This is a genomic window from Hominilimicola sp., from assembly GCF_046972485.1.
Classification (GTDB): domain Bacteria; phylum Bacillota; class Clostridia; order UBA1381; family UBA1381; genus Hominilimicola; species Hominilimicola fabiformis.
On record NZ_JBKVWU010000019.1, the window covers coordinates 1 to 15,557 of the forward strand.

The window sequence follows — 15,557 nt, forward strand, 5'->3', positions numbered from 1 at the left end:
TTCACATACAAGTTTGCCGTTTTTGTAGACTTGTGATATTGAACTTAAATTCAAATCGTCGGCAACGACAATATCGGCAACATATGACGGAGCTATTGCTCCTTTATTCTTCATACCGTACATTTCACAAGCGTTAAGCGTTGCCATAATGATTGCGTCAATATTGTTAAGACCGAGTGAAACGGCTTTTCTGATACAGTGGTCAATACTGCCGTCACGAATAATTTCGCCGACAAATCTGTCATCGGTACAAAACGCACAACGTCTTAACGTATAAGGGGTTACACCCTTGATAAGTTTTGCAACGTCAAGCGAAAGCGTACCCTCACGAAGAAGAATATACATACCTTTGCTTATTTTTTCGGTCATTTCTTCAACGACACTGCATTCATGGTCGGTTTTTATACCGGCACTTGTATATGCGTCAAGCTCATGACCCGAAAGCAAAGGTGCATGACCGTCGATAATGTCAAGACACAACTTACCGAGTGTTTCATCATCACCTGAAACAATACCGGGATAATTCATCATTTCACCGATACCGAAGAACTTAGGTGCAAGTTTTTGAGTTGTTTTTGCGTCAAGATTAGCACCTGTATGTTCAAAAGGCGTTGCAGGTACACATGACGGCAACATAAGATTTACGTCAAGCGGAATATTTTTCGCAGACTTTAACATAAATTCAAGACCGTCCTCACCGCATACGTTTGTTATTTCGTGAGGATCGGCAATAACGGTTGTAATACCGTGAGGCATAACTGCCTTTGCATATTCGGACGGCTGCGTCATAGATGATTCAATATGAACGTGCGAATCAATAAAACCCGGCATAACATATTTGCCGGAAACGTCTTGTTCGTTTTCACCGCTGTATGAACCGACACCGCAGATAATACCGTCTTTTATAATAACATCGGCTTTAATAACTCTGCCCGAAAAAACATCGACAACGTTTCCGCCTTTAAGTATTAAATCAGGTGCGATACGTTCCATAGCCGTATCAATATATGTTTTTTTCACTTAATATCACCTCGTACAATTATGATATAGTTATTATATACTAAAAGTTAATAATATTCAAATGAAATGTGAATAAAGTGTAAATTCATATTGTATCAAAAGTGTAAATATTGACTTAGAATAATTGTGGTGGTAAAATGGTTAAGTAAATTAACAAAATTTAATATTACGGTGTGTGGGGGGATACACGGTGAAAGAAGAAATGTTTCTTCAATGTTGGGAAATCGTAAGCAGGATGGAGCTGTGGTTTCTTTCAAAGTGTCCTTTTGAGGAAATGTCAAGGGGCGATTATATGATGTTGAATTTACTTACTCAGTCCGCAAATGACGGAAAAATGATGACGGTCACTATGATGAGTGACATTTTAAAAGTCAGTAAGGCGGCTATTTCTCAAAGCATAAAGGCTTTGAAGAAAAAAAACTGGGTTAAAAGTATATCGGATACAACCGATAAGCGTAAGAGTTATATAGTTCTTACTGACGAGGGCAGAAAAGCATATGATAATCAAAGGAAAGTTATAATCAGAAACTTACAGGAATGTTTCAGAGATGTAGATGAAGCAGACCTTAAAATGTTTTGCGATAAATTAACTAAAGTCGCAGAGCAGATAAGTTAAAAATATAAAGGTGCAGGAGGCAAGAAATATGGGAGATTTTACTTCTGAAAAGGAGCAAAAGCTTTTGGAAAGTGAAGCAGAAGTATCTAACACAGAAGATACAAATGCAGACGAACTCACTTTTGAAGAAATATCTGGATTTTCAGATGATGATGACAACAGTGATGAAGAAAAGAAACCGAAAAAGAAATTCATTGGATATGACAAGCAAAACAAGAAGTTCTTTATCGGTAAGTTTAAGATAGGCAAGAAATTACTTATAATTATTCTTGTAATAGCAATACTTGCAGGTATATGTTCGGGACTTATTATAAAGTCTAAAAACAACAGTGCCGTAAAAGTTATGTATACCGATTCGCCGGTTGAACGTCGTACTATCACAAATACAATCACAGGTTCATCATCTATCGAGCCGAATGATTCGTATAAAGTAACAACTATCAAGTCGGGCGATATAACAAGTGATACATTCAAAGAGGGTGACGTTGTTAAGAAAGGTGATAAGCTTTATCAATTTGAGGACAGCGACGCTCAAAATTCTTTGAGTACGGCAAAAAATGCACTTGCAAAAGCACAACAGGCATATGTTGACGCAGTAAAGCAAAAGGCACAGACCGTTTCTTCAAACAATATCGGTACAAAGTCTGCACAAAATGCAGTAACAAAGGCATTAAATTCGCTTAATGATACTAAAAACAATCAGTACATACAGTCAAATTCAGCAGGTAAAGTTAAAGAATTATCCGTAAAAGAAGGGGACCATATCAATGCCGGTGCAACGGTTGCAACATTGTATGACGATTCTTATATGAAACTGAGAATACCGTTTAATGAAGTTGATGCCGAAAGTATTCAGACAGGCGCGGTCGCAACAGTATCTGTTATAGGTTCGGGCGATACGATTTACGGAACTGTTAAAGAAAAATCATCGTCAGCCGTTTCAACAGACGCACACGCTAAAGTTGTGTATGTAACGGTTGAAGTCACAAATCCGGGCGCACTTACAACAAATGATTACGGCAGTGCGGAAATAAACGGAGTTGCTTGTGCAAATACGGCACAATTTGAATATGTAAGCGAGGGAACAATCACATCAACGGCATCAGGCACACTTGAAAATCTTAATATTGCGGTAGGAGATTCTGTTTACAGCGGTCAAAAAGTCGGATATGTTAAGTATGATAATCAAAACTCGACAATGAGCAATGCACAGCTTTCATATAATGATGCGGTTTTGGCACTTGAAAAGCAAGTATTGCAAAACGATACTTTCTCACAGGATTCAAGCATAAAGAACGCACAGCTTGCACTTGACGATGCCGAACTTGGTATTGAAAAAGCACAGGACGCAGTTGACGATTATGTTGTCGAAGCACCGATTGAGGGTACAGTCGTTAAGAAAAACTCAAAAGCAGGCGATACGATAGATTCTTCAAATGCAACAGATCCGCTTTGTGTAATTTACGATTTGTCAAGCGTTAAATTCTCTATTGATGTTGACGAAACGGAAATAGCACTTGTTAAGACAGGTCAAAAAGCTACTGTAACGGCAGACGCGGTAGAGGGTGAATTTGAAGGTGTGGTTACAAAAGTTCCTGTAGACGGTGTAAACGAAAACGGTGTAACAACATACACTATCGAAATTCAAATAGAAAATTACGGTGATTTGTTGCCGGGTATGAATGTTGACGCCGAAATTGTTGTTGAAGAGGCTGACAATGTAATTGCAGTGCCTGTAAACAGTGTAAACAGAGGCAATATTGTATTTGTAAAGGACGACGGAACAACTCACGAAAATGATGTTACGGATATTATAAAGGGTAATAAAGATAAATCGGGTAAAACGGACGATAATAAGGACGATAAACCGCAGTCAAGCGGTATACCGGTTGTAAGCGGCGATACACCGAACGGTGATAAATCGGATAAAAATTCGGCGGCTAAAGAAAGTGTACCTACTAATATAGATGTACCTGACGGTTACCGTGCAATTCAGGTTGAAACAGGAATTAACGATACAGACTATATCGAAATCAAGTCAGGTTTAACAGAAAAAGACCAGGTAAGAACGCTTGACACAGAATCGTCAAGTGCGAATGCGTCATTCGGTGATCAAAATGCTCAAGATATGTATGTAGTTCCTAACGGCAATATGGGCGGAATGTCCGGCGGCGGAATGCCAGGCGGCGGTGGCGGAATGCCAGGCGGCGGAGGTATGTCCGGCGGCGGTGGCGGAATGCCGGGCGGAAGATAAAGCGGAGGTGAAGTAAAATGCCTCCATTGGTAGAAATGAAAGATGTTTATAAGATTTATCATATGGGTGATACGGAAGTTCACGCACTTGACGGAATATCTCTTACTATAAACAAAGGCGAATTTGTTGCGATAGTAGGTCAGTCGGGTAGTGGTAAATCTACTTGTATGAATATTATAGGTTGCCTTGACGTGGCAACAAAGGGTGTTTACAGATTAAACGGCAGAGAAATTAATAATTACAGTCAAGATGAATTGTCTGACGTAAGAAATAAAATGCTTGGTTTTATATTTCAGCAATATAACTTGTTGCCGAAATTAACCGTATTGGAAAACGTTGAACTTCCGCTTTTGTATGCGGGACTTAGCGACGCGGAACAAGAGAAAAGAGCGCTTGCTTCACTTGACAGAGTAGGACTTAAATCAAAAGCGAAAAACCATCCGGCACAGCTTTCGGGCGGTCAGCAACAGAGAGTGTCAATAGCAAGAGCTTTGGCGGGTGATCCGTCGGTAATCCTTGCCGATGAGCCTACAGGCGCGCTTGACTCGCGTACAGGTCGTGAAGTAATGCTGTTTTTGCAGAAACTTAATGCGGAGGGTAATACGATTATTCTTATCACTCACGATAACTCGATAGCGGCGAAAGCAAAACGTATCATTCGTATAACAGACGGACGTATCGTTTATGACGGTCCGGCAGAGGGTGACATAACAGTAATGAATCAGCACGGTGCGGGCGAAGATGCTCCCGAAGATGAAAGAGCAAAGGGGGCGACTTGATTATGAGTATTTGGAAATGTTTTCAGATGGCAATGTCAAGTATTGTCGGCAACAAAATGCGTTCAATACTTACAATGCTCGGTATTATAATCGGTATTACGGCGGTTATTGCGCTTGTAAGTCTTATGTCGGGAATGACATCGGAAATAACGGACGCATTTGAAGAAATGGGTATTGAATCAATCAATGTTTCAATTCAAGACCGTTCCGCGACAAAGGAAGTAAAGCCTGAAGAAATGGAACAGCTTGCGGAAGAACATTCCGACATTATTGCAGGTCAGTCACCGACAGTTTCAATGCCTGCATTTATAAAAAACGGCAGTGATACAATTTCAACACAGGCGACAGGTGTAAACGAATACTATCTCGGAATGAAGAAGTATAACATTACATACGGACGTGAGCTTACATATGTTGACGTTGAGAGAAAGCAGAAAGTCTGCGTTATCGGTACTTATATAGCAAAAGAAGTTTTCGGCGGTGACGCACTCGGTAAGTCTATTCAAATAACGGGTACGCCGTATGAAGTTGTCGGAATACTTGAAGAACAGGACGACTCGACAGAAAATTCTTCGGATAACTGTGTGTATATACCATACACTTTGGCGTCATACACAAACCGTACATCAACCGTAAGCAGCTATGTTGTCTATGCGGTTGACCAGGAAAAGGTAGAAGAGGCGGTTTTGCTTTTAGAAGCACTTTGCGATAAAGATATAGGCGACAGTGATTACTATACTGTAACGTCAATGAAGTCTATGGCAGACAGTGTAACCGATATTCTTGATAAAATGGAACTTATGCTTATCGCAATCGCGGCTATATCGCTTGTTGTTGCCGGTATCGGTATTATGAATATTATGCTTGTGTCGGTTACGGAACGTACAAGGGAAATAGGTATCAGAAAATCACTTGGTGCAAAGCAGAAAGATATACTTTCTCAATTCGTTATTGAGGCGGGTATGCTTAGTTGTTTGGGCGGTATAATCGGTATTATTGTAGGCTCACTTTTGGCAATACTGGCAGGTAAACTTTTGGGGATGGATATATTACCGACATCGACATCTATTGTAGTATCGTTTACGGTTTCGGCGATGATAGGTGTGTTCTTCGGCTATATGCCTGCTAAAAAAGCTGCCAAATTAAACCCGATAGATGCGTTAAGATACGATTAATCGTCCGGATTAAATTGCCCACAGCACATTTTTTTGCTCGGGGCAGTACAAACGTACGGCACCGCTCGCTGCAAAAACGCACTGTGAACAATTTTCTCTCGGACTGAGATTTTCTTGATTTTATAGTATGTACGATAATATTGCACGGAAAGGAAGTAAGTTATGAAGAAAATAATTTCTTTTGTTTTGGCGGCGGCTATGTCATTATCGACTTTGCCTGTATTGGCAGACTGGAACAATGACGAAGATATTATGTCGCTTTTGTCGGAACTTAATATAATGGTCGGCGATGATGACGGCAATTTAAGACTTGATGACAATGTATCAAGAGCGGAATTTGCGAAAATTGCAGTAGCGTCATCAAGCTACAAAGATACAGTAGCAACAGGTTTAAAAGTATCACCTTTTAAAGATGTTACATATACTCACTGGTCAGCACCTTACATAAAGGCCGCTGTATCAGCCGGAATTGCGGAGGGATATGTTGATTCGACATTCAGACCTGACAATACGGTATCATATGAAGAGGCACTTACAATGGCATTAAAGGTGCTGGGATACACAACACAGGATTTTGGCGATTCATGGCCTTACGGTCAAATGGGGCTTGCAAACAGTCTTGAAATTACAAAGAACGTAAATGCCGAGCAAGGTAAGGCACTTACAAGACGTCAGGTTGCAAGACTTATTTACAATACACTTGACACAAAAATCAAAGATAATCAAAGCAAACTTATAACTTCAGTGTTTGACAGTAAAGTTATTGAGGGTGTTACGATTATTGCATCACACAACGAGGACAGCTCACTTGGTACTGACAAAATCTATACAACAGCCGGAACATTTGAATTTGACGGTAATTTCAACAGCGATTATGTCGGCAGAAAAGGCGATATTGTCGTAAAGAACGATGAAGATTTTGTGTCATTTACACCGCGTGACCAGCGAGTTGAAGAATACACCGTTTCAAACGTAATCGGTTCCGATATAATTCTTGACGGCGATATGTATAACATCAATTCAAACACAACTACATATTACAAGTCACAGGCACTTACATACGAAAATGCCGCAATGCAAGCCGAAAAAGGCGATACATTCAAACTATTTAAAAATTCAAACGGTTCTGTTGACTATGCAATGCTTGTTGCAAAAGACAGCGAAACAGGTACGGACAGCTTTGATAAATATGTAATCTATTCACTTCTTTCAGATGCAGTTATATGTTATAAAAACGGCAGTTTTGAACAGATTGATATAACAGACGGCACAACTTGTTACAAAGATAAGAATAAGAGTACATACGGTGCTGTAAAGAATGAAATGGCAATGGGCGACATTCTTTATGTCAAGATGGACGGAAGTAATGTTGATTACGTAAGCTATGAAAAGGGTAATATGGAAGGACCGGTCAAGGTTACAAATTCAAATTGGATCGCGAACTTCGATACAAACGGTTCGACAACGGTAATGAGAAGCGGTAATAAGGTTGACGCGTCAGAAATTCAGCTTAACGATATTATTTACTATTGTAAAGATTTGAATATGGTGCTTGCTTATACGGATAAAGTTACAGGCGTGTACGAAAAGGCGTCACCGACAAAGGATTCGCCGACAAGCGTTACAATTTCGGGTAAAGAGTATTCTGTTGAAAGCGTAGACGCATTTAATGCACTTTCATCAAGCGGAACATTTAAGTACGGTGATACCGTAACACTTCTTCTTGGCAGAAACGGCGAAGTAGCCGGAGTTGTCGGCGGAAGTGAAAGCACATCTTCACACACAACAGTAGGATTTGTTACGGAAACAGGCAAAAAAGATTTCACAAACCCTGATAATACGGTATATTCAAGTTACTATGCAAAGGTTGTTACACCTGACGGAACAGTAAATGAATATGCGACTTCATCAGATTGCAGTTCGCTTAAATGTGCTGTAGTAAATGTATCATTTACAAACGGTAAAGCAAGTCTTTCAATAGCAAAGGGGTATGACAACGTAAGCGGTAAGTTTAATTCCGAAAAGAATAAATTTGGCGATTATACCCTTGCAGACGATGTGAAGATTCTTGACACTGCCGGAACTGCAAGCGACGACGTAGCAATGTACACAAGAATTTATCCGCAGCGTCTTGACGGTGTTACGATAAAATCTTCAAGCGTATTGTATTATTCAAAGAATAGAGCTGGTGAGATTGACGAGCTTATATTGAAAGATATAACGGGTGATGCTTATAAGTACGGTGTAATCACTGCTGCTGATTCGACTACTCATACATATACTATTGATATAGACGGTACGCAAAACACATATGCGACTGCATTCTCAACAAATGTAAGAGGTCCGCACAGATTCAGTATGAATCAGACAGGTATTGAAAGTATGCGTCAGCTTTCATCGTATCCAAGCAATATAACTTCGCTTACACGTACAGAGGCGAAAATCAATAATCAAACATATTTGCTTAGTGATAAGGTGATTGTATATCATAAGACAGATGTTAATAAATATTTGAAGATAACACTTGATGATGCTATAAACGGAAATTATAAGCTTACTGCTTATTACGATAAGGCACAGACATTGGGTGGCAGAATTCGTATAATAATAGCTCAATAAGATGAAAAACAAGCGATGAAAATCGCTTGTTTTTTGCGTAATATTAAAATTTTATAAATTTGACGGCAGATATATTGACATATTAAATGTCAGTGATTATAATAATAGGTAAAGAAGGCTATGTGTAAATTAAAAAAGGCGGTAGAATAAATGAATTCAGTTTTGTATTGTTTGCATAATTTGTCACAAAAATCGCATTTAAGACGTATGGAAAAGTTTACTCAGCACGGTGACACTTCGTGCCTTTTGCATACGATTGCGGTTGCGTATTACAGTATTAAAATTGCCGAGTTTTTCGGTATAAAATACAAAAAGCGTGACCTTATAAGAGGCGCATTGTTGCACGATTATTTCTTATATGATTGGCATGACGGCGAAAAGGAGAGAAGAATACACGGTTTTACTCATCCTATGACGGCTCTTAGAAATGCTGACAGAGATTTTGATTTGACCGATACAGAACGCGATATTATAAAAAAGCATATGTTCCCGCTTACTGTAATTCCGCCGACCTGCCGAGAAGGCTGGATAGTATGTTTGGCGGATAAATATTGTTCTCTTTATGAAACATTTAAAAAAGAAGCGTACAGAAAGATAAATACAAAGATTACGGGGGACTATGCTGAATTGTATAAGGAAATACAAATGATTTAAATAAGGGGGGGTAAATGATGAGTTTTTGCCAATATTTCTTGTGCTTTGCGGTATTTAGCTTTATTGGCTGGGCTTATGAAACGGTATATTACAGCATACAACAAAGAAAATTTGTAAACAGCGGCTTTTTAAGCACTTGCTTTTGCCCTATATACGGTATGGGAGCAATGCTTGATTTGATATTGCTTGGATGGATTGAAAATCCTTTGATACTGTTTTTTGCGGGAATGGTGGTTACCTGCTCGCTTGAATATTTTGTATCGTGGCTTTTGGAAACGCTGTTTCATAAGAGATGGTGGGATTATACAGGTTGGCCCGGTAATATAAACGGACGTGTTTGCCTTATAGGCGGAATTGCGTTCGGTACATTTACCGTTGCACTTATTAAGCTTATTGCACCGGTGACGATTGATATGATTGGCAGCGTGAGGTTACCGGCGTTACATATTATGACGTGCGTAATTGCATTTGTGATGATTGCGGATACGGTTAAGACGGTTAAGTGTATGGATTCGTCAAAACTTTGGTATGTGGAAAAACAAGCCGAATTTATGGACGAGCTGCGTAACGGCAGATGTGTGGGATTGGTAAAAAAAATAAAAGATACATTTAGAAGATAAACGGAGCGTTTTTGCTCCGTTTTTGTGTGCAAAAAATCAGCAGTTGAATAATAGAATTCAGCTGCTGATTATATTTTTGAAAAATCAGATTATCGTGTTACCGTTTTTGAGTCGGTGATTGGAACAAGATTGTTTAGAGAATTCCACCACATAACTTTTACGGTATGAGTTGCAGAAAGTAGGGAAACACTTATATTCTCCTGTGGTGAATGGGTAGTACAACGTAATAATTTGCCGCCCGAATTAAATTCAGAAATTAAGATAATTCCGCCTAAAGTGCTGTTTGTGAGTTTAACAGATATATTGTTGCCTTCAATGTTGCAGTTAATATCATGTGTAGGACTTGCTGTAGGACTCATTGTAGCAGTTGGGCTTGTTGCAGGAGTTATTGTCGGATTTGTAGTCGCAGTCGGACGTGGTGTAGGTTTTGGGGAAGAAGTCGGAATTAGTGTCGGACTCGCTGTCGGAGTTGCAGTAGGATTTAATGTAGGTTTTGGAGTTGCAGTAGGCGTTGCTGTCGGAGTTATTGTCGGGGGCGGATGTGGAGTTGCTGTCGGATTTGTTGTATGGGTAGGACATGGAGTTGCAGTAGGAGTAGGACTCGGAATAGGACTCGGACTCACGGTTGGAGTTGGATTTATAGTAGGAGTCGGAGTAGGACTCGGAGTCAACGTCGGAGTAGGGGTTGTTTCTGCAATTCCGCTAATTTCAAACTCTAATTTATCTGCTGACATATTTGTTACATAAACAAATATGTCGTTACCAATATAAAGTTCTTCGCCGTCACCGACTGCACAATCTGACATAGTTGAGTATTGACCGTTAGAAACGACCTGCATATTCCAGTTAGCGCCTGTAGTGTTTATATTTGAGGGAAAACGTACACCTGTGTTAGCAAGATAGCAAATCAGTCCGCTCTTAAGTGTTACACCTTTTATCAAGTCACCGGTATTGCACGAATAGAGTTTCTTGTTTTTTGTATCATATTTGTTACCATTGTCATCGAATTGACGATATTCCAAATAAAGAGTTTTTCCGTTCGGTAAATCTCGTTTATATGCAACAACTTCATTTTGAGCTGAGGCAGGATAGAGTGTATATGTACCGTTTTTATTAATGGTTTTAATTTGATTATTGTCAAGCCAACCGAGCGATTCGCGTTCTTTAACGGAAATATACTGTCCGATAGGGGTTAGATGTTTTGCCATCAGTGACATATAATACACCGCGCTTGTTTGGTTGGAGCGGTACAAGTCTTTCAAGCCAAGTGCGTGCATGGTTTCGTGACATATTTTACCTGTCGGTAAAATAGGCAGATTATCCTCACCGCGATAAAGCACAAGTCCGTTTACGTTTTCGTAGTTGCACGTTAGCTGTAAATATTCTCCACTCTGATAAGTATTAACTCCTTCTTGCACTGAAATCATATTTGAATATGAGTGATAGTCCCAAAGAGGTGAATTCCAACCAACCGAAATATTTTGCGTTGTATTTTTGTAAATCACAGTAATTAAATCAATTTTTCCGTCACGGTTTCGGTCAAGGTCGGCAAAATTGTATTGATTTTCTTCTATATCTTTTGGCTTGTTTCCGTTCGTGATTGCGTTTGAAATTGTATTCGCCCAATCAGTCTGTAGTTCATACATTCTGGAATTTTCTTCTCCACTCTCGTAACCGTAAGGGTTTTGGTCATCTTTTTCGGCATAATAACCGCGTGGCTTTGAAAGTGTGAGCGAATTGTTGTTGTCAAAAAGATAAAGCGTTTGCATATTCATTTTCCCGCCGCTTACTGTTTTGAAATAGTCAGCGACATTGTATACACTTTTATTATATGTATTGTCTAAAATGTTGCGGACAGTTGTGTCGGCATAAGTGTTGTTGATAAATTCGTCCTCGTCAGAAAATTTCATAAATACAACAAGATTTGTGAAAGTTGGTGCGTTTGATTCGTCCGATAAAACCGCACCACAGGGAATAGTCCCGAAAATTAATATTAACGTGGTTATAATACATATTGCTGTTTTAAATAGTTTTGTTTTATTTTGCATTGTTTTCTCCTAATAGTCAGAGGAATAATCTCAGCTGACAAAGTAATTTAGATATTGTTCAACGTCAATCGGTTATAGCGTCAACAACGTCATTAAAGTTTTTCCTTAATAGCTATATTTTTGCAGTTAGGCGGGCATACCTTTCAAATTAAACTTACATTTCTCTAATCAACAATTTAGGAACACCTATTATTCGGCAGTGCTTTAATTCTTCACCCGCAATTAATATTGGCGGAACATTCGGATTGACAGGAACTAACCTCAACCAATCTTCATCTTCTACAAACTCGATTTTTTTTAATGTTGATATTTCGTCATTGTATATCACTGCTCCGACATCACCACTATAATTAACGGTGCTTTGACGTAAGATTAATACTTTATCGCCGTCTTGATATTGAGGATACATACTGTCACCCTTAATGCACAGTACAAAGAAATCTTTCGGAGTATGTCCTTTTAAATATGAATTAGGAATATCGACTTTATCTCCGTCCCATGATTCAATAGCGATATGATTATATCCTTTCGCTATGTCACCTATAACGGGGAATGTTGTGTAGTCCTCTGTTATATTCGGATTTGGAAATTTATCATCTGTATATATTTCCGTTTCGTGTTCGTCCAGTCCCATTAAGTAGCTTGGAGTTGTTTGAAGTGCATTGGCAAAAGCTATGATTTTTGATTGAGTTATATCATTTTTGCCCATTTCAATTTTATTTATAGTTGAACGGGATTTATAACCTAACTTAGTTGCAAGTTCTTCTTGTGACATTCCGAGTTCTTCTCTGCGTGCTTTTATTCTCTTATATAATTCCATAAAATATCACTTCCTGTCTAAACATTTATTGTCATTATTAATATATCATAATGTAGACTATTTGTCAACTTTGCTTTAGAATTATAAAAAAGTTGATGAATAATCTACAAAATAAGGACATTCCTGTTAAGTAACAAAAACGAGGTGAAATTCACGGCAAGATAGAGAAAGATTGCGAAAGTGACGAAATGGGAACAATCGCAAGGAAAAATTGTTGTGAAACTTATTGACAAAGGATATATAAACAAAATTATATAGGATATTTGTGTAAATATTGTAAGAAGAAACTTGACAGAGAAATTGAGAAAGGATATAATATTAATGTAAGTTCGTATGCGATAGGAACATTGGACGCTACTGAGTATGACGAAACATATACAGAGTATAGGGTGCAGAAATGGATAGAAGGGGGAATAATGCGATGAGATTAATAAAGACGGAAGAAGAAAAAAATTTGGAAAAAATATATGCACCGTACTATGATTATACAAAAACACCGGCTTTAAGTCCTGATGCACCAGACGAGGCAGTTAAAGCATATCAAAAACAACAAGAGCTGTTTAAAAGAAAATATGCAGAAGCAGAAGCTTTGTTTTTTAGTAACGGAGATAATTGAAGATAAGAATTAAAGCACGTCTTAGGGCGTGCTTTTTTGATACGAAAAAGGAGAGTGGGATAAGTGAATATACGAGGTTTACCCCGCCTTAGCACCTATGAAACGGTGCTTTTTTGACCGTGATACGGTGAAGAATGCGATATATGAAAAGTGGCTTGACGGAAGATTGCGTATAATGGACGCAGGTTGTTTTGGCGACTAAAAAAGGCTTTTGTTTTAGACGATAATGCAAAATCGTTTCTTGCGGAGCAAGGTTATGTAATACCGTATTTTACACAGAACGATTTACAAAGTGAAGATTTTGTAAGAAGTTTTATCTTCTATTATTACACAGAAGGTTACGGTGCGGATACGTCTGCTCAATATAAAAACGGATATTTTGAATGGTCCGAAAATTCCGTAAGAGATACTTATAAATTGCTTTTCGGTGCAGATATGCCCGAATATCACCCAACCGATAACGGCAGTGTTTTATATGAAAACGGTAATTATAAAATCAGTGTTTCAAATCGCGGAGACGGCAGATATGAATTTATAAGTGCCGAAAATGTCGGTGACGGAATGGACGTAGTATTTAAAAATACCGATTCAACAGGAACTGATTTCGGAAATGTCACGTTCCGCCTTGTTCCGACAGATAACGCAAACGGATATATAATTACTCAAAAGACAAATTAAAAATTTCAAATAAGGCTTAAAAAGTACATCGAAATTCGATGTACTTTTTTGTATGTCGAAAAGGAGGTTTATATAGGGTAATTGATAATGCAGTTCAATGGGCGACAGATAGTGCAAATGATGACAGTCACGGTTACAGTTAATCGGTGAGATGGAGACCGCATTATGATTGTTCTTCTTTTGTTATAACGGCATATCAAAATTCGGGAGTACCTGTTAAAGATAATGGCATGACATATACAAGAGAAATTAAAATCACTCATTCACGAAGTTCAGCACGCAATACAAGTAAGAGAGGGATTTGCAGTCGGTGAAAGTTCCGATAACGAAAACAGAAACCGAAGCGCAGGAGAAATCGAGGCTGACGATGTTAAGGCAAGACAAAGTATGAGCAAAGAAGAACGGCTTAATACATTCCCTGAAAGCATGAAACCTAATCTCAATGCAGACATTGTATTTTGGGAAAATAGCAAAAGCAACGAATATGGTGATGCAAATATTGACGAAGATATGGGTATAAGATATAATGATGATATAGATATACCTTATCGCAAAAAAACAACTTGATGAATATGTTATATCGGCAAACAACAGAGCAAATAAATTAAAAACATTAGATTACAAAGAAATCGGAAATAATTTTTATATATGGAGAAACAATAGCAAAACAGATTTTAAGGTCCTAATGCAGATTGAAATTGATGGTAATGAAGATTTTATTGATAATCTAAGGGAGGAATTATATAATGAAGAAACAAAAAAAATTGACACAAGCACAAAAGGATTTACTGCGTGGATTGAAGATATTCAGAGTGGACGAGGAGTGTATAATAGTAATAATGTTGATGAAACAGAAAGCATTTCAAACAGAAATGATGATAGACTATATGATAAGTCACGAAAAAGCAACACAAGAAGAACTGCTATCCAAAGCAATGAAAATCAGCAAATTGAAGGGGAAATCTCATTAAAGGGCTTGAAGGATTTATAGAGGATAACGGCGGTAAAGTTATTGGATATTATGCAATGACCACAGGACAGGATATGTCCGAAAAAATGATTACTACAGATGAAACTTGGGAAAAGCTTAAACAATTCGGAATTGAAAAGATTAGAAATTTTGCAGAAAGTGAGGGGATAAGACGTGAAATATCAAGAAACGGACTTACAGAAAGAGAAACACGAGAACTTATCAGACAGTACAGAAAGAAAGCTGACAAAAGAAGAATTGACGGCTTTATGTCGAAGAATGAAGGAACACAGGCGGAGATTCAGAGAGTATATGAGAATGGTAGAAGAAACTCGAAAAAAGGAGGAACACGAGGAAAATTCTCATTAAAGAGCTTAAACAACGGTAGTCTTGACACGGTCGAAAATAATACTGATAATGTGCAGATTAAATCCGATAATTTTAAAAATTGGTTTGGAGATTGGGAAAATAACCCGAGTAAAGCAAGTAAAGTTGTAAATGAGGACGGCACCCCTAAAGTGGTGTATCACGGAACGGATAAGGGGGGCTTTTATGTGTTTGACCCTAAAATGTCTGACGATAAAATTTCATTGTTTTTTTCTGATAGCAAAGTGACATCAATCACATTTTATCACTTTTTATCACGTTGATTTTCTTCTCGTAAGTACTAAAAAACCGCATAAACACT

16 protein-coding genes are annotated in these 15,557 nt (G+C 38.3%); 13 read left to right on the plus strand and 3 right to left on the minus strand.

The features are described from left to right. On the minus strand, positions 1-1,020 hold a 1,020-nt coding region (locus ACLTU0_RS03850; protein WP_412321453.1), incomplete at its 3' end, for an amidohydrolase family protein. A gap of 190 nt (positions 1,021-1,210) precedes the next feature. Between ACLTU0_RS03850 and ACLTU0_RS03855 the strand changes: the two genes are divergently transcribed. The 7 genes from ACLTU0_RS03855 (at position 1,211) to ACLTU0_RS03885 (ending at position 9,737) form a co-directional block, all read left to right on the plus strand. Continuing rightward, on the plus strand, positions 1,211-1,636 hold the full coding sequence (locus ACLTU0_RS03855; protein ID WP_147513717.1) for a MarR family winged helix-turn-helix transcriptional regulator: 426 nt from the start codon (positions 1,211-1,213) through the stop codon (positions 1,634-1,636). 28 nt (positions 1,637-1,664) lie between these two features. Beyond that, positions 1,665-3,890: an efflux RND transporter periplasmic adaptor subunit gene (locus ACLTU0_RS03860; RefSeq protein WP_412321454.1), complete on the plus strand. Its 2,226-nt coding sequence runs from the start codon at positions 1,665-1,667 to the stop codon at positions 3,888-3,890. Between the two features lie 17 nt (positions 3,891-3,907). Further along, a complete protein-coding gene (locus tag ACLTU0_RS03865) occupies positions 3,908-4,669 on the plus strand; it encodes an ABC transporter ATP-binding protein (protein WP_412321455.1) in 762 nt (253 codons plus the stop codon). A 2-nt stretch (positions 4,670-4,671) separates the two neighbouring features. Then, positions 4,672-5,844: an ABC transporter permease gene (locus ACLTU0_RS03870; RefSeq protein WP_022230114.1), complete on the plus strand. Its 1,173-nt coding sequence runs from the start codon at positions 4,672-4,674 to the stop codon at positions 5,842-5,844. A 162-nt stretch (positions 5,845-6,006) separates the two neighbouring features. Continuing rightward, positions 6,007-8,463, plus strand: a complete 2,457-nt coding sequence (locus ACLTU0_RS03875) for an S-layer homology domain-containing protein (RefSeq protein WP_412321456.1) — start codon at positions 6,007-6,009, stop codon at positions 8,461-8,463. 150 nt (positions 8,464-8,613) lie between these two features. Further along, complete coding sequence (locus ACLTU0_RS03880; protein WP_022230116.1) at positions 8,614-9,117, plus strand: HD domain-containing protein; 504 nt, start codon at positions 8,614-8,616, stop codon at positions 9,115-9,117. 14 nt (positions 9,118-9,131) lie between these two features. After that, the gene (locus tag ACLTU0_RS03885) at positions 9,132-9,737 is read left to right on the plus strand and encodes a putative ABC transporter permease (RefSeq protein ID WP_412321457.1); all 606 of its coding nucleotides are present in this window, start codon (positions 9,132-9,134) and stop codon (positions 9,735-9,737) included. Positions 9,738-9,826: 89 nt separating this feature from the next. On the opposite strand, the gene ACLTU0_RS03890 is transcribed toward ACLTU0_RS03885, so the two are convergent. Beyond that, complete coding sequence (locus ACLTU0_RS03890) at positions 9,827-11,785, minus strand: hypothetical protein (RefSeq protein ID WP_412321458.1); 1,959 nt, start codon at positions 11,783-11,785, stop codon at positions 9,827-9,829. A gap of 154 nt (positions 11,786-11,939) precedes the next feature. After that, entirely contained in the window at positions 11,940-12,605 is a 666-nt protein-coding gene (locus tag ACLTU0_RS03895; RefSeq protein ID WP_412321459.1) for a LexA family protein, read from the minus strand. 263 nt (positions 12,606-12,868) lie between these two features. On the opposite strand from ACLTU0_RS03895, the gene ACLTU0_RS03900 reads away from it, so the two are divergent. The 6 genes from ACLTU0_RS03900 (at position 12,869) to ACLTU0_RS03925 (ending at position 15,519) form a co-directional block, all read left to right on the plus strand. Next, a complete protein-coding gene (locus ACLTU0_RS03900) occupies positions 12,869-13,030 on the plus strand; it encodes a hypothetical protein (protein ID WP_412276286.1) in 162 nt (53 codons plus the stop codon). After that, the gene (locus tag ACLTU0_RS03905) at positions 13,027-13,221 is read left to right on the plus strand and encodes a hypothetical protein (RefSeq protein WP_147513710.1); all 195 of its coding nucleotides are present in this window, start codon (positions 13,027-13,029) and stop codon (positions 13,219-13,221) included. Before ACLTU0_RS03900 ends, ACLTU0_RS03905 begins: the two co-directional genes overlap by 4 nt. A gap of 186 nt (positions 13,222-13,407) precedes the next feature. Beyond that, complete coding sequence (locus ACLTU0_RS03910; protein WP_412321460.1) at positions 13,408-13,899, plus strand: hypothetical protein; 492 nt, start codon at positions 13,408-13,410, stop codon at positions 13,897-13,899. A 387-nt stretch (positions 13,900-14,286) separates the two neighbouring features. After that, positions 14,287-14,466 carry a hypothetical protein gene (locus tag ACLTU0_RS03915; RefSeq protein ID WP_412294922.1) on the plus strand — a complete coding sequence of 60 codons (180 nt, stop codon included), beginning with the start codon at positions 14,287-14,289 and terminating at the stop codon, positions 14,464-14,466. A gap of 179 nt (positions 14,467-14,645) precedes the next feature. Continuing rightward, entirely contained in the window at positions 14,646-14,870 is a 225-nt protein-coding gene (locus ACLTU0_RS03920; protein ID WP_412321461.1) for a hypothetical protein, read from the plus strand. An 85-nt stretch (positions 14,871-14,955) separates the two neighbouring features. After that, positions 14,956-15,519: a hypothetical protein gene (locus tag ACLTU0_RS03925; RefSeq protein WP_412321462.1), complete on the plus strand. Its 564-nt coding sequence runs from the start codon at positions 14,956-14,958 to the stop codon at positions 15,517-15,519. Positions 15,520-15,557: the final 38 nt, after the last annotated feature.